Annotated in this window: 16 protein-coding genes and 1 pseudogene; 11 read left to right on the forward strand and 6 right to left on the reverse strand. The window is 61.6% G+C overall.

Annotated elements, in window-relative coordinates; all coding sequences use genetic code 11:
• Nucleotides 1–187: 187 nt before the first annotated feature.
• Genes B9A95_RS09480 through B9A95_RS09490 form a run of 3 tightly spaced genes read left to right on the forward strand, consistent with a single transcriptional unit; the run spans nt 188 to nt 3393 of the window.
• Entirely contained in the window at nt 188–1522 is a 1335-nt protein-coding gene (locus B9A95_RS09480; protein ID WP_170928547.1) for a DJ-1/PfpI family protein, read from the forward strand.
• A gap of 51 nt (nt 1523–1573) precedes the next feature.
• The gene (locus B9A95_RS09485) at nt 1574–2737 is read left to right on the forward strand and encodes a sensor histidine kinase (RefSeq protein WP_084046760.1); all 1164 of its coding nucleotides are present in this window, start codon (nt 1574–1576) and stop codon (nt 2735–2737) included.
• Nucleotides 2734–3393, forward strand: a complete 660-nt coding sequence (locus tag B9A95_RS09490) for a response regulator (RefSeq protein WP_084046762.1) — start codon at nt 2734–2736, stop codon at nt 3391–3393. The genes B9A95_RS09485 and B9A95_RS09490 overlap by 4 nt, the downstream gene beginning before the upstream one ends.
• A 597-nt stretch (nt 3394–3990) precedes the next feature.
• Here the strand turns inward: B9A95_RS09490 and B9A95_RS09495 are convergent.
• A complete protein-coding gene (locus B9A95_RS09495) occupies nt 3991–4377 on the reverse strand; it encodes a hypothetical protein (protein ID WP_084046763.1) in 387 nt (128 codons plus the stop codon).
• On the opposite strand from B9A95_RS09495, the gene B9A95_RS09500 reads away from it, so the two are divergent.
• The 3 genes from B9A95_RS09500 (at nt 4377) to B9A95_RS09510 (ending at nt 6514) form a co-directional block, all read left to right on the forward strand.
• Complete coding sequence (locus B9A95_RS09500) at nt 4377–4775, forward strand: ArsR/SmtB family transcription factor (protein WP_245808224.1); 399 nt, start codon at nt 4377–4379, stop codon at nt 4773–4775. The two genes, B9A95_RS09495 and B9A95_RS09500, sit on opposite strands and share 1 nt — an antisense overlap.
• On the forward strand, nt 4772–5296 hold the full coding sequence (locus tag B9A95_RS09505) for an SRPBCC family protein (RefSeq protein ID WP_084046764.1): 525 nt from the start codon (nt 4772–4774) through the stop codon (nt 5294–5296). Before B9A95_RS09500 ends, B9A95_RS09505 begins: the two co-directional genes overlap by 4 nt.
• A 198-nt stretch (nt 5297–5494) precedes the next feature.
• Nucleotides 5495–6514: a beta-ketoacyl-ACP synthase III gene (locus B9A95_RS09510; RefSeq protein ID WP_245808225.1), complete on the forward strand. Its 1020-nt coding sequence runs from the start codon at nt 5495–5497 to the stop codon at nt 6512–6514.
• 86 nt (nt 6515–6600) lie between these two features.
• On the opposite strand, the gene B9A95_RS09515 is transcribed toward B9A95_RS09510, so the two are convergent.
• Nucleotides 6601–7686: an IS4 family transposase gene (locus B9A95_RS09515; RefSeq protein ID WP_425429929.1), complete on the reverse strand. Its 1086-nt coding sequence runs from the start codon at nt 7684–7686 to the stop codon at nt 6601–6603.
• 101 nt (nt 7687–7787) lie between these two features.
• Between B9A95_RS09515 and B9A95_RS09520 the strand changes: the two genes are divergently transcribed.
• Both B9A95_RS09520 and B9A95_RS37015 read left to right on the forward strand, forming a co-directional pair.
• Nucleotides 7788–8408 (forward strand): IS630 family transposase, encoded by a 621-nt coding sequence (locus tag B9A95_RS09520; RefSeq protein WP_084046768.1) that lies wholly within the window; start codon nt 7788–7790, stop codon nt 8406–8408.
• On the forward strand, nt 8405–8851 hold the full coding sequence (locus B9A95_RS37015) for a hypothetical protein (protein ID WP_170928548.1): 447 nt from the start codon (nt 8405–8407) through the stop codon (nt 8849–8851). Before B9A95_RS09520 ends, B9A95_RS37015 begins: the two co-directional genes overlap by 4 nt.
• 745 nt (nt 8852–9596) lie before the next feature.
• On the opposite strand, the pseudogene B9A95_RS09525 reads toward B9A95_RS37015, so the two are convergent.
• Nucleotides 9597–10551 (reverse strand): annotated as a pseudogene (locus B9A95_RS09525) (IS630 family transposase).
• Nucleotides 10552–11066: 515 nt separating this feature from the next.
• Nucleotides 11067–11243 (reverse strand): recombinase family protein, encoded by a 177-nt coding sequence (locus B9A95_RS35255; protein ID WP_245808226.1) that lies wholly within the window; start codon nt 11241–11243, stop codon nt 11067–11069.
• A 908-nt stretch (nt 11244–12151) separates the two neighbouring features.
• On the opposite strand from B9A95_RS35255, the gene B9A95_RS09535 reads away from it, so the two are divergent.
• The 3 genes from B9A95_RS09535 to B9A95_RS09545 all read left to right on the forward strand — a co-directional run bounded on the left by B9A95_RS09535 (nt 12152) and on the right by B9A95_RS09545 (nt 14791).
• A complete protein-coding gene (locus B9A95_RS09535) occupies nt 12152–12622 on the forward strand; it encodes a FixH family protein (RefSeq protein WP_084046770.1) in 471 nt (156 codons plus the stop codon).
• 6 nt (nt 12623–12628) lie between these two features.
• A complete protein-coding gene (locus B9A95_RS09540; RefSeq protein ID WP_212648287.1) occupies nt 12629–13927 on the forward strand; it encodes a cytochrome-c peroxidase in 1299 nt (432 codons plus the stop codon).
• A gap of 312 nt (nt 13928–14239) precedes the next feature.
• The gene (locus tag B9A95_RS09545; RefSeq protein ID WP_245808227.1) at nt 14240–14791 is read left to right on the forward strand and encodes a carboxymuconolactone decarboxylase family protein; all 552 of its coding nucleotides are present in this window, start codon (nt 14240–14242) and stop codon (nt 14789–14791) included.
• Nucleotides 14792–15404: 613 nt separating this feature from the next.
• On the opposite strand, the gene B9A95_RS09550 is transcribed toward B9A95_RS09545, so the two are convergent.
• Nucleotides 15405–16130 (reverse strand): response regulator, encoded by a 726-nt coding sequence (locus B9A95_RS09550; protein WP_084046772.1) that lies wholly within the window; start codon nt 16128–16130, stop codon nt 15405–15407.
• Nucleotides 16123–18840, reverse strand: coding sequence for an ATP-binding protein (locus B9A95_RS09555; protein WP_084046774.1), 2718 nt, complete (start codon nt 18838–18840; stop codon nt 16123–16125). Before B9A95_RS09555 ends, B9A95_RS09550 begins: the two co-directional genes overlap by 8 nt.
• Between the last annotated feature and the right edge of the window lie 615 nt (nt 18841–19455).

The raw sequence follows: 19455 nt of genomic DNA on the forward strand, positions 1-19455 counted from the left end.
TCAAACAAGTCCAGTGAACCCCACAAAGATGGAGAGTAGCGCTGCACGTCACCACACCCGGGTAACGAAACCGGACACATGACCCGACGACATGACTTTTGGGCGATCATGCCGCCCGGCCCGGTGCATACCGTGGGCGAGGTGGCCACGCTCCCCGCGCTGCCCTCGCAGGATTAAAGGAGTTCCCTTGCCCTCTACGCACCGGCGTTGCGCCTTACAGGTCCTCAAGTACCCCGTCGCCTTTCTTGCCCTGCCTCTGATGGTCGGGATCACGACGGCCACCTCATTTCTCTTCGCTCCAGCGCCTCCCACCCCAGCCTTTCAGGGGACCCTCGCGTCACCAGCACCCGATCCAACCAAGCCTACGGTTGCGGTGGTGCTGGCTCTGGACGGGACGGAGATCACCGACGCACTCGCCCCCTACGTGGTATTTCAGGCCACGGGAGCCTTCAATGTCATCACAGTGGCCGAAACGCTGCGGCCCGTTCCACTGACGGGAAATCTGGATGTGCTGCCGCAGTTCACCTTTGCTGCGCTCGACGCTCGGTTCGGCTGGGCCCCGGACGTGATTGTGGTGCCCAATGTGCTGCATCTCGGGACCAACGAGGCGCTGCGACTCTGGATAAAACGGCATGGCCAGGGGGGGAAAAGCCTGGTGATGAGCGTTTGCGCGGGGGCCGAAATGGTGGCTGCCGCAGGCCTGTTGGACGGTCGCCCCGCCACCACCCATTGGGGGGACATCGCCCGCATCAAGCGGAAGTTCCCGGCGGTACGGTGGGTGCGCGGCCAACGTTACGTTGATGACGGCTCGGTCATTAGCACGGGGGGCATCCTCTCAGGCGTGGACGGCGCGCTGCGCGTCATCGCCCGCCTGCAGGGGCGAGACCTGGCCGAGCGGGTGGCGCAGGCCCTACACCTTGAAACGCGCTACCTCGATCAGACGGCCATATCCCAATTTCACCTGACGTTCCCAGACGCGCTGATCACCGCGCTGAACCTGCTGTACCGCTGGGACCGTCCCACTTTGGGCGCCGCGCTGTTTGACGGGATCGACGATCTGGCCCTGGCGTCGCTCTACGACACGGTACCCACAGCCCTGGCAGGCCGCCTGGTCAGCGTCGCTCCAGAGGGCCCTGTTACCACGCGCTCGGGCCTGCACCTGGTGGCGCGCCGCACGCCCCAGCAGTGGGCCACGTCGCGCCCACTGCTGATTGCTGGCACGCCACCTGCTCCACCTGCCTGGACGGCGGCATATCGCCGCCGCCCCGAATGGTCCAGCGGAGGGCCCTTTCCATTCAGTGCGGTTCTGCTCGGACTGGCCCGCCACACCGACCTTCCCACTGCCGTGCTCGCTTCCAAACGCCTGGAATTCCGGTCTTGGGACGCACCCCCGCGGGGGCGTAGATGGTGGACCTCCACTGTGGTTCTGCGTCCCCTGGCGCTGGGGGCGCTCTCCCTGGTCCTCTTCCGCCTCCTGGAGCAGCGGCCCTGGAACCGGCGTCGCCTCGCTGCTGGACTCTGACGGCCCCTATGCCCCGGCCTTCAATCACGTTACGCTAAGGGGAAGAACGGGATGAACCAGCGCTTTACCTCACCGCTTACGACTGCCCTGCCGCTCGCCCTGGCCCCGGGCACCTGGACGGCCGCCTTGTTCGTCCTGGCGTATGGCCTCACGTTGAGCGAACCGTTGCCTGCTGCGGCCTCCCAAGCCCTGCCTGCTGTGCTGGGCGCGGCCTATGTGCTGGCTGCCACCCTTGGCTTTCGCGCCGCGCAGCGCCGGAAGCGCCCATTCATCCATCTGACGTACTTCTGCTTCCAGGGCGCGCTCGGTGTCAGCCTCGTCGCCCTCGGAGGGATCGGGATCGGTAACGTCTTGCTGCTGCTGCTGCTCATCAATCAGGCCAGCCAGGTACTCCCGCTGGGCTGGGCCCTGGCCGCCTGCGCCCTGTTGCCGCTCGCGCACCTGGGCATGCGCTGGAACGACGCCCTGAGAGAAGGGCTTGGCCTGCTCATTGCAGGCGTTTTCGTCGTGCTGATCACCCGCGTGGCTGTTGGCGAGCGGCGGGTGAGGGCGGAGAAGGAAGCGCTCGCCGAGGAACTTCGGCGGGCCAACGCTGGGCTCCTCGCCGCCGCCGCCCAGGCAGAGGAGCTGTCCACCATGCGTGAGCGCAACCGCCTCGCCCGCGAAATCCACGATGGGCTGGGACACCACCTCACCGCCTTGCACATGCAGCTTCAGGCCGCGCAGGCGGTGTTCCGAATTCATCCAGAGCAGGCCGAACGGGCGCTGGAACGGGCTCAGGCGCTGACGGGCGAGGCGCTGGCCGACACGCGCCGCTCAGTGGCTGCGCTGCGCACCCCCCTGGGACCACTCCCAGACGCCTTACACGCCCTCACGCAAGAAGTGGAGGCAGCGGGCGTTGCCATAACCATTCATATTCTGGGCCCACCTCAACCCATCGCGTCTGTGGTGGAGCAGGGGTTATACCGGGTCGCGCAGGAGGCGCTGACCAACGCACGCAAACACGCGCAGGCCACGCAAGTCACCCTGACGCTCGAGCACCATGCCGGCGCAGTGTCACTCAGCGTGCGCGACAACGGCGTGGGCACGGTGGACGCCAACGGGGGTTATGGACTGCTCGGCGTGCGAGAGCGTGTGGGTGCCCTCGGCGGTACGGTCCAACTTGACAGCGCCCCCAACCACGGCCTCACCCTTCGCGTCACAATACCGATGTGAAGCCTATCCGGGTGCTGCTGGTCGACGATCAGGCCCTCTTCCGCGAAGGCCTGGCGACATTGCTCTCGGTGCGGCCCGAACTGCGGGTGGTGGGCGAGGCAACCAATGGTCTGGAGGCCCTGGAGAAAACGGCGGAGCTCAACCCGCAGGTCGTGCTGATGGACCTGCGCATGCCCGTCCTCGGGGGTGTGGAGGCCACCAAGCGCTTGCGGGCGGCCTATCCGCACGTCCGCGTCATCGCCCTCACCACCTTCGACGATGACGCGGACGTGTATGGGGCGCTGCGCGCTGGAGCAGTGGGGTACCTCCTCAAGGACGTGCGGGCTCACCAGCTGGTGGAGGCCATCAGCGCCGCCGCGCGGGGCGAGTCGGTCCTTCAACCTTCTGTTGCCGCGCGGGTGGTTGCGGAATTTGCTCGCTTGACCGAGGTGCAGTCGCCCACGCCTCTCGCGGAGCCTCCCGTGGAGCGCCTGTCCGAGCGGGAGCGCCAGGTGTTGCGCCTGCTCGCAAGCGGGGCGAGCAACAGAGAGATCGCCGCGGCGCTGCGCCTCGCCGAGGGCACCGTCAAGAACCACGTGACGAGCGTGCTTGGCAAACTCGGCGTACGTGACCGGACGCAGGCGGCCCTCCAGGGCAAGGCGCTTGGGCTGCTGTGATACGAACTGCTGTGAACCGTCTACAGGTTAACCGTACAGGGGACCGAGATCACTTTGACCCAAGAAGACACCCAGCTTATACCGTTGCTTACGTGCTGTGACAGGTTGATCGTTGCCGACATGCTGGGCGTGTTCGTCTCCAGCAACGGGTTTGTCATGATCCTTGGCAGACGCGTTTCGGGCGTTATCGGCTGGGTTTGCCACTGTGTTGCCTAAGGGTATTGAGCGAGGAGCAACCTCAAAAAATACGGCTGCGGCCCTCCCCTCTTGGAGTGGGCCGAGGAGGGAGCTGAACTTCACCTCCTGAGGGCCGACATGGCCGCCGCTGGGCACAAGCCAGTTGACCTTTCCCCGGTAGGCTTGTACAGGCGAGCAGAAGCACCGTCCGCTCTGGCGTCTCCACCAAGGGGTCAACGGACCTCTTGAGGCTCACGGGACCCGCCGAACGTCGCCTTTGCGGCCAGGCGCTCGGCCTCACGCCCGCTCGGCTCGCATACTGCCGCAACGGGGGGCAACAGCGAAGCCGCCAGAGCCTCTGCTCCCCGTAGGCAACCAAAATTGGTGCGCTGCTGCCCCTGCGAGTGCATTCGTCCCCAACTACACGGCGATGCCCTGACATCGCAGCGCTCTGCGGGCGGCCCGCAGCCACTCCATCAGGTACGGTGCGGGAAGCTGACCCAGCACGCGTCCCCAGCGCCAGGTGGCTTCATCGACTTCCCGAACCAGCGCTGCGACCACAAAGGTGGCGCGCGAAAAGCCAAAGGCGCCGCCCGGGAGGCGATACGTGTCCTCCCGCCGGGGGCAACTGGCCCAGATCAGGGCATAGATCTTGCGGGTGTGGGCGTGGAACCCGGGGATGATGAACGTGTGCGTCCCCGCCAGCGCCGGGGTACCCACAACTGGATGCAAGGAGAGGTCTTCACGCGTCAGGTGTCGGTGTTCCCGCGCCGCACAGGTAGGGGAGAGCAGTTCTAGTTTATGCATTGACAGGAATATTCCCATTTGGGTATAATTGTCTCAATCAAAAGGAGGCCTTCCTGAACGCCGCCACATTCAGTGCGCTTGCCGAACCCCACCGCCTGCACATCGTCGAACTTCTGATCCAGCAGCCCCTCACCGTCGGTGAGATCGCCTCCCGCCTCGACCTGCGTCAGCCCCAGGCCTCCAAGCACCTCAAGGTCCTCAGCGACGCCGGCATCATCGAGGTCCAGGCCCAGGCCAACCGCCGCATCTGCAGCCTGCGCCCCGAACCCTTTCAGGACCTCGACGCCTGGTTGAGCGCCTACCGCACCCTCTGGGAAGGCCGCTTTGATCGCCTCGAGAGCTACCTCAGAGAACTTCAGACCATCGGTCCCACCACCCCCACAGGAGGCCCCACATGACCGCAACCCACACGCCCGCCATCACCTCGAACATCGAAGCCGGCCGCACCCTGGTGCTGGAGCGCACCTTCAAGGCTCCACGCGCCCTGATCTACGCCGCGTTCTCTCAGGCCGAGCACCTGCGTCACTGGTGGGCGCCCCAGGGCTGGGAAATCCCCCACTGCACCGTCGACTTCCGCCCAGAGGGCAAGTGGCACTACTGCATGAAGTGTGTCGATCCCGCCCAGGGCGACTTCTACGGCATGGACTCCTGGGGACTGGGCATCTACCGCGACATCCAGGCGCCCGAGCGCATCGTCTACACCGACTACTTCTCCGATGCGGACGCGGGCATCAACCCCGATCTGCCCTCCACCCTCTCGACCCTGACCTTCGAAGAGGTGCCCGGCGGAACCCGCGTGATCAACCGCGCCGAGTACAACTCCGAAGGAGCGCTGCAAACTGTACTCGACATGGGCATGCTGCAGGGCATCAGCCAGACCTGGGACCGCCTCGCCGAATACCTGTCCACACAGGGTTAAAGCGTTCCTCCCTACGCTCAGACGCCAGAAGCGCTGCGTAGCCGGCGCTTCTGGCGTCTTCCTTGCATTCTGCCTCGCTGGCCTGGCTACAGCACGTGCTCAGAAGGCCACAGCGGACATGACTCCAGACTGGCGCTTTCAGAATTCATTGAACAACCGTTCAAAGAATGGTAGCGTGAAGGCATGATCCTCCCGGACATGAGGTCCTCCATTGGCATAACAGCGCTGGGAAGGTACGTCCCAGAACGGGTGGTGTCCAACGCCGAATACGAGGCGCAGCTGGCCACCACCGCCGAGTGGATTGAGAGCCGCACCGGTATCCGCGAACGCCGCTTTGCCCGGGGAGACGAATACAGCTCAGACCTGGGCGTGGCCGCTGTGCGCGACCTGCTCTCGCGTGACCCACACGGATTGCAGGACGTGAGCGCCGTGGTCTGCGCCACGCTGAGCCCGGACGCGCTGATGCCGTCCACGGCCGCGCTGATCGCGATGCAAGTCGGGCTGGGCGGTGCGGCGGCCTTCGACCTGTCTGCCGCGTGCAGCGGCTTTGTGTATGCGCTCAGCATGGCGCAGGGCCTGATCCTGGGAGGTACAGCCCGGCGGGTCCTGGTGGTCGGGGCCGAGGTGATGTCCAAGGTGGTGGATCAGAACGACCGCAACACCGCCGTCTTGTTCGGCGACGGTGCGGGCGCGGTGGTGCTGGGCCCCGTCCCGGCGGGCTACGGCCTCCAGGCATTCGCCCTGGGCTCTGACGGGACGGGCGCGTCCAGCCTGTACCTGCGCTGCGCGGCGCCAGAACTCCCCGGCGGCTTTCCCATGGGCCGCTTCCTGGGCATGAATGGCCGCGAGGTCTTCAAGTTCGCGGTTCGGGCCGTGGTGGAGAGCGGCACAGAGGTGCTGAAAAAAAGCGGCCTGGCCACCAGCAGCGTGGACTGGGTCATTCTCCACCAGGCCAATGTCCGCATTATCGAAGCGGCGTGCGAACGCTTTGGGATGCCGCTCAGCAAGGCGGTGGTGAACCTCGACCGCTACGGCAACACATCGAGCGCCACGGTGCCTCTGGCACTGGGAGAGGCCATTGACGACGGGCGCTTGAGAGATGGCCAGCAGCTTCTCCTCGTGGCATTCGGGGGAGGGCTGAGCTGGGCCGCGTGCACCCTCAAGTGGTGGGGAGGCGCGCCGAGTCTGACTTCGCAGGCACAAGAAGGCGTGCGCTGATCCAAACGTGGAAAAAGTGGCTCAAGCATCAAAAAGCGGAAGCAGAGGCAAAGCGCGAAGTAATACTGAGCTCAGTACCTGACATGTTAGGTTTTTTGCCGTTCAGGAGCGGGAAAAGGGGACTTAAGCAGGTCAAGGTACGTGTAGAACGTGGTTTTTCCCCACCGAAGGGCAGGGCACAGGAGTTCCCGCCCGTAGCTCGCCCGGCTGATCGCCGGGCGAGCATGCTTCTTGGTAGATATAGGCTGCTGCCCCGCCCGCCATGCCCCAACGCGGACCATCCAGGCCAGTGCCAAGCTGAGCAGCCCAAAGAGGCGGGAGAGGCGATCTGGCTGGGTCATGTGGGTCTGCTCGAGGTTCAAACCCCGAGTTTTCATGGCTGAGAACGCACATTCGATGCCCCACCTCAAACGATAGGTCGTCAGTGTGTTCCAGAGGGACAAATCCGAGGCGACGAGGAGGCGCTCTCCCTGTGGGGAGAACGTCGCCACTACGCGCATCCAACTGCCGTACACCCAGACCCGTTCGAGCAGTTCACGAACCTCTCCCGGCTTGAGATTCTGGAAGTAGTGGCGTGCAGGATCTTCGTCCAATACAGTGTTTTCCCGGATACGGATACATCGCTTGATCTGCCTCGCTCGCAAAAAACTGAACCACTCCTGCCCGACGAACTCCCGGTCGGCGATCAGGACCGCCCAACGTCGAGCGGGAAGACGCTTCAGAAGCAGACCGACCAGGAGCATCCGGACCCGCATGTCACTGTTACCGCCGTGCGGCAACACCTTCCACATGAGGGGGAGGACCACATCCCCGAGGGCAACGCCTAGCACCAGGAGATTGAGGTCGCGCTGACCCAACTTCCAGTTCGTGCGGTCCAGAACGAAGGTGAGCTTGCCCGTCGGGAGCAGTGGAAGCAGGACGTCCGTGACGTCCTGCGGCGTGAGGTCCGTTTCGTGGAACGTCCGAGCGACTAGGCGGAGAATGGAGCTCGGCGTCGCGTCACGGTGGATATGAACGGCGATCTTACGGTGCAGCGTGGACTCGGCCTGAAGGATGCCGAACAGGACCTCCGTCAGGCGACGGAGGGTGTCGGAACGGTGATGCGGGAGGCGTTCTTTGAGGTACGCGGCGAACGTGTCAACATGCGAAAGGGCGGCACTGGGACGGATCACACCTCCATTTGCCGCCCTTTTTCTGGCTTTTCTACGTCCTAGACGACATTTACATCAACCTGTCAGGTACTGAGAATACTGAGTTAAGATGAGTTCCGAATATGAGAGCTGCAGCCTTGATTCCGCACCATACATCTGAAGAGCTTGAAGTGGCGTATCGCCAAGCCGAACGTCCTATTGAACGCTCCCGCTGGCAAATTATCTGGCTCAAAAGCAAAGGAAAGTCAATTCCAGAGATCATTGACGCGACCGGATTTTCGCGTACAACGATCAGTACGTTGATTGCGACCTACAATGCCAACGGCGAACAGGCTCTTCTGGATAAGCGTCAGTTTAACAAGTCTGATCCTGCTCTCAATCCAGACCAGCAAGAGGCATTATTTCAGGCTCTTCAGGGACCACCCCTCTCGGGTGGTTTCTGGACCAGCAAGAAAGTCAAGATGCACATCCAGGAGCATTTTGGGATTGAAGTGACTGAGGTGTGTGCCTGGGGCTACTTGAAAAGACTTGGCTTTCCTGTTCAGGTTCCTCGACCGACGCATACGGAGGCGGCTTCTCCCAAAGAACAGGAGGCGTTCATAAAAAAAGTCGAGGCGGCGCTGAGCGTTGCTCGAGCCGCTTACCCCGAGAAGCAAGTCCTCCTTTGGGTACAGGACGAAGGACGTTTTGGCCTTAAGCCAGTGTTGAAACGCCTCTGGGCGCTTCGGGGCAGCGGCCTGTGATTGCTCAACGCTGGCGTTATCAATGGCTCTACACCTACATTTTCGTTGAACCTCAGACGGGCCAAAGTGAATTCCTGATCTTTCCCACCGTCAACATCCCATCAATGGAAATCGCTCTGAGAGAATGCAGTCGGGCTGTCTACCCTGAGGGTCGACAGCTTATTGTGCTTCTACTCGACCAAGCGGGGTGGCACATGAGTAAGAAACTCAGTGTTCTTCCCAATATTTTTCTACCCCCATTTCCAGCCTATACACCTGAGCTTTCCCCGGCAGAACCCATGGTCATGAAACTGAAAGTACCATTGGCTAATAAAACAATAGGAGATCTTCAAGAAGTCGAAGATCTAATCGTACGAGAATGTGAAATACTTAGAAGTTGCCCTCAGGAAGTAAAGTCGCTGACTCTCTTTCCATGGATCAAGCACGTTCTAGACTCATCTTAATCCCGTATAAGGCGTAGAAGCCTGAAGCACCATCCGATGATGCCCAACCTCGTTGATGTTATGCACAGGGGTTGAAATCTGCCGTTGTGACCCCATCTACTTGCCTTTGCCGGGTACGCTACCGGTGTGAGACCACGCCCAGGAAAGATCGAATTCAATCAGCGGAACCTTCGTGAAGTGCCTGGCCGAACCTTTCAACCTGCAAATCCTCTGCCGGAACAGCGAAGGCCAACCTCACCAGAGCATCGGGGAAATTGATCGCTCACATCGGCAGATCGAGCAGCACTCGGTCCCCTCTTGGACAGTGACTGGGAAATATACGCTGTGCTGCGTCACAAATGTGATACAGGGCTCCTCGGAATTCTTCTTCCTCTGAATACAGTCCAGCCAGAGAGATCTGAAGAGCGGCGCCCAATCGCTGCTGGATCTGCGAAAGGGACTCCGTACATTGACGCTATCAACTGGAGAGCCAAAGATTTTGCAATGCACAGTCAGAAATACGAGGTCCAGGGAAGGGGTTTCGTGACGTCACACGCCGCGCGGATGCTGGAGCGGACGCTTAACTCCCCAGTAGACGGACCAGACCCACATGAATATCAGTAGGGTGACCCAGAGTAGCCTCAGGAATGACCGCAAGATGTGTCACCCAATGGACCGTCACCCTGCACTTCTGTTGCCGTGATCCTGCTGTACACCGTGCCCATCAATCCTTCAAGGAACCCCGGGCCCCCTTCTAGAGCACTTTTCATAAAGATGCCGAAGGGTAGGCATGCTGGAACCAGGCAGTAATGTCCTGCGCGCGAACCGCCTGCAAAGCAGTTCCAAGAGTAGAGATGAGACAGTCTATGGTTCGACAAGCCTTTGCTCTTACGACGGCTTTGATCTTGGAGAACATGAGTTCAATGGGATCCAAGTCGGGACTATAGGACGGAAGGAACAAGAGCTAACACCCCTGTGCCTCAATGAGCGCCCGAACGGACGCTCGATGGTGAGAAGACAGATTGTCCATGACAACGACCTGTCCTGGTTGTAGGGCAGGACAGATGAGGTGGCGGACGTACCATTCAAACGTTGAACCGTTGACAGCCCCGTTTAAGACGAACGGGACCATGGGTCCCGCAAGTTGTCGGGCGCAAATCAACGTCTGATTGCGTCCGTGATTTCTGGGAACACGGCCCTGAGCCCGTTCAGAACGGTGCGCACGTGCGTACCCACGTGTCATGGCAGTGTGAAAGCCACTCTCGTCCAGGAAGACCAGTTGTTCCGGATGCGTGAGATAGGGAGCCAGATCATTTAGAAACTGCTGTCTGTGCTCTTCACTTCGTTCGCTCGCGACCAGCGTTTTTTTTATGGGTGATGTGGTGCTTGCGAAACACCCGGTCCACCGTTTTAAAACTGATCTTCAGGCCTGTCGCTTCTTCGAGCATGCTCGCATGCTCGACCAAGGTCGCGTCCCGATGCGTTTCGAGTTGCTTCAACAGTTGCTGTTCGTGGAGGAGGGTGACACGTGGAGGACGTCCAGAAGACCGACCCACTTCGTGGAGTGTTCCCAAGCGCTGCTTTTCCAGATATGTATCAACGGTTTCGACGCGCATTCGGTACAACCGGGCGACTTCTTGCCGGCTCTGTCCTCCTTCGACTGCCGCCACCACCCGCTCGCGCAAATCCAGACTGTATCCTCGCCCACCCACTGGCTTCATGCTCTTATTATGACAAATGCTCTAAAGGCCTTTCCTGCTTCCACAACTGCTGCTGGACCGGGCAGCGGTTGTCTCGTTCCTGCGCACCTCCAACGCCGGGAGGACAGCGTTACTCTGAAAAGAGCGGCCTGGCGGATCAGCTAATCATGGGAAGGGTTGTAGAGGGAAGTGAAAAGGAGAAGGCGACCCGGAGGCCGCCTTGATTTCCTTAAAATATGGTGGTATTCACGTGTTGTCAAATCATGCATTTGAATCTGGGGCAGGTAATTTTCGCCCGTCCAGCAGGCGTTTGCCTTGACCAGCGTTCCAGGAGCCGGCTTTGCAGGTTTTGAAGCCATGACTCCGACCCAGGCGGCAAGAGTACGGAGACGGAGGTCCTGCTCCCGGAGCGCCCCTGCATAAGCGGTGACGGTTCGCGTGTTCGGGACGGCCCTGGCCTTCGGGGCGGCCGCTCCGGCCAGCCGCCTTCCGGGATCAAGTTTTCCGAGCTTGAGCCCCTGCGCTTTCCGAGCAGCCTATGTCCTCGCCGAGATCAGCGGAGCTTCCCTCTCCGTTACAGCTGCCATGATGTGGATGGTGAGGTTGTCAGCTTCCAGCATTTCCACGGAGATAAAGCGGACTCCGGACGTCAGGAGGGTGGTGACGACAGCGACGTTGCGGGCAAGGCGGTCGAGTTTGGCAATGAGGAGCACTCCGCTAATTCGCCGGGTTTGCTCAAGGGCCGTCTCCTACTGGGGACGCCTCCACCGCACAATCCTGAAAAGCTTATACCAGCACGTCTTTCAGACGCACTTTAGCTGTACTGCGGGGAATATTCACGGGCCACGCCAAAGCTGTCCTGGACGTGACCCAGTCCTTTAGGCCTGAGCGCTCAGGGGCAAACGGTGCCGTGTTGAACCCCTGGCTCTGGGCTTCACGAGTGGGGCCGTACCCCCATTCCTCCGCCAGATTGAAGGGCGGTCGCTCCTTCCCTGGCCCACAGCACGAAGTGGTTTCAACAGTGCATGGGCCCATAAATGCCTTGCTAAACAGCAAATGCATACTCGTCTGAATATCCTCGCTAGTGGTCTGATAGAGAAGTAAGTTGGGAGATAAGTTTCCCTCCGCACCGTAGAGAGTGCAGTCACAACGCGAAGCCAAAAGGACCCCTTCCATTCAACTCCCGAAGTACCTCTCCATCAGACCATTAGGAGGTTGGTGGGAAGTCTGGCCATCTTGTGGCGGTCGGGCTTCCAATTCCTGAAGGCGTTTCAGCACTTCAGCGAGTTGGGCTTGAAGTTGCCTCCAGTTGGGGCCGCTGTCGTTTGAAAGGCTCTCATTCTGGCCCGTCCTACCCTGTAGGTCCCCTCCTGAGCAGTCGCAAAATAAGTTCTGGGCGGGGCGTTGGTACACCCCTGGTGTTCCGGCCTGAGTACGATACTGACGCGGTCCGTATTCTCTCGCCGCTCTGCCAGGCTTGTGGTCCCAACAGCTGTAGGATCTCCTGGCAGGCGTGACCCCTCTGCATGACCTCTGACGCATCACCGTGCGGCGTCGCCCGCATACCTTAAACCCCCGAGCGCGCAGCAGCATCGCGGCGCGTTTGAAAGGAAAGGTGATTATGTCCCGCCTCCCACGCGCACGTCGCGTCCTCATCTCCCTACTGATCCTCGGCGGAGCCTCACTTGCAACTGTCTTGCTCGGCGGCGCCGCCACCTCCACCCACATGGCGGCCATTCCTCAAGGACTGGACTATGGCATGACCCGGCCCTCCAATCACCGGTTGTTTCGCGCCACCTACACGCCGAGCGTCACGCCCATCCCCATTGGCCGTCTGCATAGCTGGACGCTGCACCTCGAAACGCTGGACGGGCAGCCCATCGAAGGTGCCCGGATTGAGGTGGACGGCGACATGCCGCAGCATGGCCATGGCCTTCCCACTCGCCCGGTCGCAGACGCCAACCTCGGCCACGGCAATTACCGGGTGGACGGCCTGAGGTACCAGATGGGCGGCTGGTGGGTGATGGACTTCAAGGTCTCGTCGGGGCAGCAGACCGATACCGTACGCTTCAACTTGATGCTGGAGAAGTGAGGGCAGGTGCCCCGCTTTTGGTGGCTTCCTGGCCTCGCTTTCACCGTGGGCTTCGTTGCCCTGGGTGGCTCGGCGGTGTGGTCGGCAGCGTCCGGGCCACGTTGGACGGGCGATGAACGCCGGATCCTCCAGGGGCTCTCCATTGACCGTTTGCCGCCCCTGCCGCCCGACCCCAGCAACCGGGTCGCGGACAATTCCCGCGCTGTGAAGCTGGGTCAAGCTCTGTTTTTCGATTCCCGCCTCAGCGCAAACGGCAAGGTGTCCTGCGCCTCGTGCCACCAACCCGTGCGTGGGTTCAGCGACGCCCTGCCGCTGGGGCGTGGTGTGGGCCAAACGGGTCGCCGGACCATGACGGTGGTAGGCGTGGCCTACGCTCCCTTCCTGTTCTGGGATGGGCGCAAAGACAGCCTGTGGGCGCAGGCGTTGGGGCCCCTGGAAAGCGCTGTTGAGCATGGTGGAGACCGCACCATGTACGCCCGGCTGATCGCCAGATACCACCGCGCCAGGTATGAGGCCCTGTTCGGCCCGTTGCCTGACCTAACGGGCCTGCCCCAACACGCTGGACCCGTGCAAAACCTCCAGGCACGCGCCAGCTGGAACGGGCTGACCCGGAGCCGGCAACGCGCCGTGACCGAGGTGTACGTGAACATCGGCAAGGCCCTTGCCGCCTACGAACGCCGCCTGAATCCCGCCCCGTCCCGCTTCGACAGGTACGTGCGGGCAGTCCTGGCCAATGATACGCGGGTCATGCGGACCACCTTTACCCCTGCCGAAGCGGACGGCCTACGTCTCTTTATTGGGAGGGCGAGCTGCGTAAGCTGCCACAGTGGCCCCCTGCTGACCGACGGAGACTTTCACAATACGGGCATTCCTACAGCGCCGGGCCTGCCACCCGACCGAGGCCGCGCTTCCGGGGCCCCACTGGTCAGGCGGGACGAGTTCAACTGCCTGAGCAAATACAGCGACGCTCCCCCCTCCGAATGCGTCAATCTGCGTTTTTTAAAAACGGATGGCCCTGAACTCGAAGGCCAGTTCAAGGTGCCGCCCCTCCGGGGAGTCGCCCGTACCGCGCCCTACATGCACGCCGGACAGAAGGCGACGCTGCGAGATGTCCTGGAACATTACAACCTGGCCCTCTCCGCTGCTGTTGGGCACTCGGAACTCATGCCGCTGCACCTGAGTGGGCAGGATCTCGACCACATCGAGGCGTTCATGCGCACGCTGGACAGTCCAGTGGACGCCCCAGCGGCGCTCCTACGAGACCCATTCGCCCGAACTCCCGCAACTCCAACGCCACAGCCCTGACGCCTGCGCCACCTCCCCGTTCGTCTCGCCGTGCGCGAACCATAACGCGCCACATGAATGAAATTCAGGCGTATCACGTGGACGTAGCGACCGCTGCTCAAGCTGCAGCTGCTGTGTTACAGGGCGTCGCACTTTGAGGTGAGGACGTCCGGCAGATGGTTCCGGCCGTGCTACGCCTACTTGATATTCGGACATACCTTGGCTGCAGCTTTCCATCTGAACATTGACGCTCCTGCCTTTCAGACCGAGCGGCGCGATTACCTGCAGCGCCTGCTACTCGCTGCCTCACGCTGACCTTCCGGAGGTTGATCCATGTCCCGAATTTCCGCTCCAGCCCGTTTGCCCTGGATTGCCAGCTTGGCTTCACGCGCACTCACCTGGCGGTTTGGAAAGCCTTTCCCCACGTTGGCTCTGCTCAGTCACCACCCTGCATATCCTGTGCCCTATCTGTTCATCACGGGTCTCTACGTCAACAGCTCTACGCAGCTCAACTCCACCACGAAGGCGCTTGTATCCCATCTGGTCGCTCAGCTTAACGGATGTGCGTTCTGTATTGACCTGGGAGAACGCGTCGCGCAGGGCAAGGGCCTAGACGCCACAAAACTGAAATGGGTCCTGGAGTTTCGTGTGCGGCCTGAGTACAGTGCAGCCGAACGCGCTGCGCTCGAGTACGCGTGGGAAGCGACGCAAGTCACTGCCCGCGTGAGTGATGAGGTATACGCGACCCTTACGCGTTTTTACACTGAGCGGGAAATCATAGAGTTAACGGTCGCCGTCGCCACGGAGAATTTCTTTAACCGCCTCACCAGGCCTCTGAATATTGAGAGTCAGGGGTTCTGCGCCCTCATGGACCATCCAGAGTAATCTGGCAGGAGCGGTTTCTGAGCGCAGTAGTGGGGCTCGCTGGTGTTGGACTGCTCCTGTTGGGCTTCGCCCTCACAATGGTTCGGGGATGGGGTTCTACACGCGCCTGGTGCCATTTCTGCCGTTCAACTGATACTTTGCTGGAGACGCAGGAATACTCAGCGCTGCCCTTGGGATCATACTGCTGCTGGCGGCACGTCCGGTGCGGTCCCTGGTGGTCCGCTTCAGAAAAACCTCGACAGTTAGGGAGAACGCCCGGAGGGCATGGGACCGACCATTCTCTTGGCAGAAGTGTCAAAGGACTTCTGAAGCAGCCCACGAGGACCTATGGTGCTGATTGGTACAGCAGCCTCTCTGTGACACGCAGTGAATCACCTGTACGGCCACTGATGATAGGGCCGTTCTCTCCACCACGGGTTGAATTCCCGCCAGGAGTGGAGAGACCTGCCCTCCTGCTCCTGGATTGGCCCGGCTTCACAGACGAAGGTGGCTGGAACCTCAACGCAGAGTGAGTGCCGCTTCCCCAACTGAAGAAGATGTGGGGGGCGACGGATGGGAGAGGCAGGATGACCTCGAAATCCACTTTCGCAGGAGGACCATGGCTCTGACCGCTTTACGTTGATCCCGTCTCCTGGGCCGCCGCACTCAGTTTAGAGAGAAGTTCCTCAACGCGCTGTGACGCCGTCTCACCGGGGGGAGTGGAGGAGGCCAGGGCGGGATCTCGCTCCAACTGCACGGCGAGGTGGGCCGTGTGGGGATGTCCGAACGTGGCAGCCGTCCCGCTGAGCTGGTGGGCCTCTCTCTGCAACGCCTCGGGGAGTGCCTCGCCCCGCTGTATGGACGCCCATATGCGGCGTAGGGCCGCGACGCGGCCGGGCAACTCCTGGGAGAACTCCGCCTTCAGTTCCAGCAGTTGCTCCCGAAACGTGCGTTCATCCTCCGTTTCCCGCTGCTGGCCGTGTGCTTGCGCGAGCGTGCGCAGCTCGTCCGCCAAAGTCATGGGTTCGAACGGTTTGGGAATGACGCCCACCGCTCCCAGATTCAGGTACTCCTCCACCTCGCCCTTTTGCACTTTGGCGGTCATGAAGACCACAGGCACCCTATCCGCACCGGGTAGGCGCCGCAACGCCATAAGGGTCTCCGGACCTGAAAGGCCCGGCATCATCACGTCCAGCAGCACCAAATCCGGGGCGAACCCAGGGAACCGCTCAAGCGCTTCGAATCCGGTGTCGCAGGTTTGAACCTGCAGCCCACCGATGTCCTCCAGGGCGATGAGCGCAATGGCCTGAATGTCCGGGTCGTCCTCGACGAGCAGCACGCGTTGCAGGGAATCAGTCATGGGGGCCTCCAGAGCCTTCTGGGTGAATCAGGGCGCGAATGGTTTCAAGCAGTTGCTCGTTGGATGTGCGGGATTTGACGAGGGTGGCCGCAACCCGCTGCGTGTCCACGCGGTCAAGGTCCCCAGCTGAGAACACCAGCACCGGCACGTGCGGATGGACTTCGCGCAGTTCCGGCAGCAGCTCCAGGCCATTTCCGTCTGGCAGGCCTGGGTCCAGCAGGATCAGGTCAAATGCCTCTCCGCGTAGCGCTGCGCGGGCCTGCGCAAGGGTTGGAGCGGACGCAACCGTCGCCACGCCGCGCAGAACCTCCTGTACCACCTGCCGAAGGTCCGCGTCGTCCTCCACGTGCAGCAGGTGCATCTCCTGAGCTGCAGCACGGCGCGAGGCGAGGCGCACAGCGGTCAGAAGCCGCTGGGTGTCCAGGGGCTTGTTGATCCAGTCCACCACGGACACGGCGTCACCATTGACCAGTCCACGCCGCTCATCCGCCACGGCGGACACCACGATGATGGGAAGCGCCGCTGTGCTCGGCTGCTGGCGCAGCTGCTGGATAAACCCCACGCCGTCATGGTCGGGCAGCAGAAGGTCCAGGACCAGCGCCTCATATGGACGTTCCGCCAAGCGCGTTCGGGCCTCTCCAGCCGTGTACGACACGTCAGATTCAAAACCTGCCTGTGTAAGGATCAGCTGCAGCAGGTACGCGATGTCCCGGTCGTCCTCGCAGATCAGCAGTCGGCGGCCCACTGGCGCAGCCTCATTCGTGGTGAACGGGGGTTCAGGCGCTGAAGGGGGCAGCTCAAACGCGAACACTGTCCCACCTTCGGGATGATCCTCGAAGGCAATGCGGCCTCCGTGCCGGTCCACGATCGCCTTACTGATGCTCAGCCCAAGTCCTGTGCCGCCCTTGTCGCGCGTGACGGACGCGTCCGCCTGAGCGAAGCGCCCGAAGATCCGCGAGCGAAACTGAGGAGGAATGCCAGGGCCGCGGTCCCGCACTGAAATCCGCACAGCGCCGTCCTTCATCGCAGTGGCGACCGTGACGGCACTGCCCTGCGGGGAGAACTTCACGGCGTTGGAGATCAGGTTCGTCAGGACTTGCAGGAGCCGGTCTTCGTCTCCCCAAACGTGAACGTCGGGAACCTGCGGGGAGAACTCCAGTTCCACGCCAAACGGCTGGGCATACGCCCTGTTGGCTTCCACACTCCGCCTTACGAGGGCGTTCACGTCCAGGCGCCGCATCTCGAATTCAAGTTTTCCAGACTCAATTTTCTCCATGTCCAGCAGGTCGTTGATCAGCCGCACCAACCGCTCGCTGTTGTTCAGGGCGATTTCCACGAGCTTCTTGCCTCGCGGCTGCAGTTCGCCCATGATGCCGCTTGCAATCAGGCTCAGTGAACCCCGGATGGACGTCAGGGGTGTCCGCAGCTCATGGCTAACGGTCGAGACAAATTCGTTCTTGAGGCGTTCAACGTGCTTGCGGTCACTGATGTCCCGAGAAATGATCAAGACTTCTTCACCCTGGGCAGGTACGAAGCGCACTTCGAAGTCCTGAATGGCCGGTGCCTCGGGGGTGACGATCGACATATCCATGGTCATTTCCGCGCGCTGCGGCCGGTTGTCTCGCAGGCTGTCGCGCACGCCGCGCATGATCAGTTCAGCCACGTGGGGTGGGAGGACGTCAGGCACTTTGTTTCCCACCATCGCTTTAATCCAATCTGGATTGTCCACGTCTACGGGGGGCTTAAATGTCTGAATCTCTCCACGGGCATTTACGCTCATGAGGATGTCGGGAATGGCGGAGATGAGCGCCCGGTGCCGCGTCTCGCTCTCCTGCAGGGCCGTGAGGGACGCGTCGCGTTCACGTTCTCGGCGGATGACCTGCTGGCCCACATCACTCAGGTTCTCGGCGAGGGCCGCCACTTCGTGAATGGCGTGGGGAGGCAAGGGCGCACCCACCGCGCCGTGGGCAATGCCCTGAGTGGTGGTGGACAGGTGGCGGAGTACCTGAGCCACGCTTGTGGCTGTACGCCTGAGGACCACCAGCAGGGTCAGGGTGGTCAGCAGCACCCCCAGGACGGTCACGCCGAGCGCCTGACGCAAGTCATTCGCGTTGACCTGCATCAACTGGCGCTGGTGTGTCAGTTCAGCCTGCTGGTACGCAGCGATGGCCTCCCGGATTTGATCCATGATGCGTTTGCCCGCGCCGCTGCGCACCTGTTGAACTGCCGCCTCTGGGTCCGTACGCGCCAGGCGGAGGGCCAGGCCACCTCCGCGCTCCTCCCAGTCGCTGAGCAGCCGTTCGATCCGCTGAACCTGCTGCAGTTGCGAGGCCCGGCGGTCCTCCTCAAGGGGGGCCTGTCGAGCTTGAATTTGCAGGGCCTGTAGATGTCCCGGTAACCGCGTGCGGGCCGCGGTATAGGGTTCCAGAAATTGAGGGTCGAGCGTCAGGATAAATCCCCGCTGTCCCGTTTCCAAATCCACCATGTCATTCAATAGGTCCCGCGCCAGCGTGATGTTTTCCTGAGATTGATGTACGAGGTCGGCAGAACGCGCGTTGCGGAGGACGGACCACGCCACTGTAAGCGTCACGAGCAGCAGTAGCAGCATGGGCAGCCAGAGGGGCCGCAGCAGAAACGTACGCAGCGGTACGCCCCGCAGGGTGTGCTGATCACCGGGGGTATGCGGAGTGGCAGGGGAGGAAGGCAGCATGATTTGGTGGTCTATCGTGGCGCTGATGTGCGAACTTTGCCGTAAGAGAAGGAGAAAACGGACTGCAGTCTACGCCGCAATCCACCTCAGGAAAACTGCCCTGACAGCCGACTTGAGCCTGAGCCTGGACGGGAAGGCTGTCAAGGTACATCGCGTGGAAGTGCCCCTACATGAGCGCGAGTTCAAGGGGGCAGCCATGGTAGGCCTGGTGAGAGAAAAGGGTCCCTGTTTGGATGCGGGAAGCTTCACCAAGGCAGCGAGGGCGTGGTGTTCGGGCTGTCTCGAGCTCTCACGTTCGTTTGGGCGCTGGCGCGGTAGTGGGCCTCATGTCTCTTTGGGGCGGATACCCGCTTTGAGGTTGAGGGCTTCGAGGATGGCGGACCAGGTGACTTTATAGATCGGCGCTGGGACTTCCGGGCAGAGCTTTTGATGAGGCCCACTCCACAGTCCCCCCAGCACGCCAAGCAGGTGCCTTTTTCGTTCGTGAATCTGGCAACTACGGGTGAATGTGAGTGGCCACGGTGAGGCATGGCAGCCATTAGGATTGAGATGATTAACGGGAAAATGTACGAATACCATGGTCTAGACCCTGCAGAAGTCGAGAAGGCCCACAAC

Source organism: Deinococcus hopiensis KR-140, from assembly GCF_900176165.1.
Classification (GTDB): Bacteria; Deinococcota; Deinococci; order Deinococcales; family Deinococcaceae; genus Deinococcus; species Deinococcus hopiensis.

Bases quoted from the DNA above. Each gene is read 5' to 3' on its own strand.
- B9A95_RS09485 (WP_084046760.1), top strand. From the start codon at position 1,574: ATGAACCAGCGCTTTACCTCACCGCTTACGACTGCCCTGCCGCTCGCC.
- B9A95_RS09495 (WP_084046763.1), bottom strand. From the start codon at position 4,377: ATGCATAAACTAGAACTGCTCTCCCCTACCTGTGCGGCGCGGGAACAC.
- B9A95_RS09505 (WP_084046764.1), top strand. From the start codon at position 4,772: ATGACCGCAACCCACACGCCCGCCATCACCTCGAACATCGAAGCCGGC.
- B9A95_RS09510 (WP_245808225.1), top strand. From the start codon at position 5,495: ATGAGGTCCTCCATTGGCATAACAGCGCTGGGAAGGTACGTCCCAGAA.
- B9A95_RS09520 (WP_084046768.1), top strand. From the start codon at position 7,788: ATGAGAGCTGCAGCCTTGATTCCGCACCATACATCTGAAGAGCTTGAA.
- B9A95_RS09535 (WP_084046770.1), top strand. From the start codon at position 12,152: ATGTCCCGCCTCCCACGCGCACGTCGCGTCCTCATCTCCCTACTGATC.
- B9A95_RS09545 (WP_245808227.1), top strand. From the start codon at position 14,240: ATGTCCCGAATTTCCGCTCCAGCCCGTTTGCCCTGGATTGCCAGCTTG.
- B9A95_RS09550 (WP_084046772.1), bottom strand. From the start codon at position 16,130: ATGACTGATTCCCTGCAACGCGTGCTGCTCGTCGAGGACGACCCGGAC.
- B9A95_RS09555 (WP_084046774.1), bottom strand. From the start codon at position 18,840: ATGCTGCCTTCCTCCCCTGCCACTCCGCATACCCCCGGTGATCAGCAC.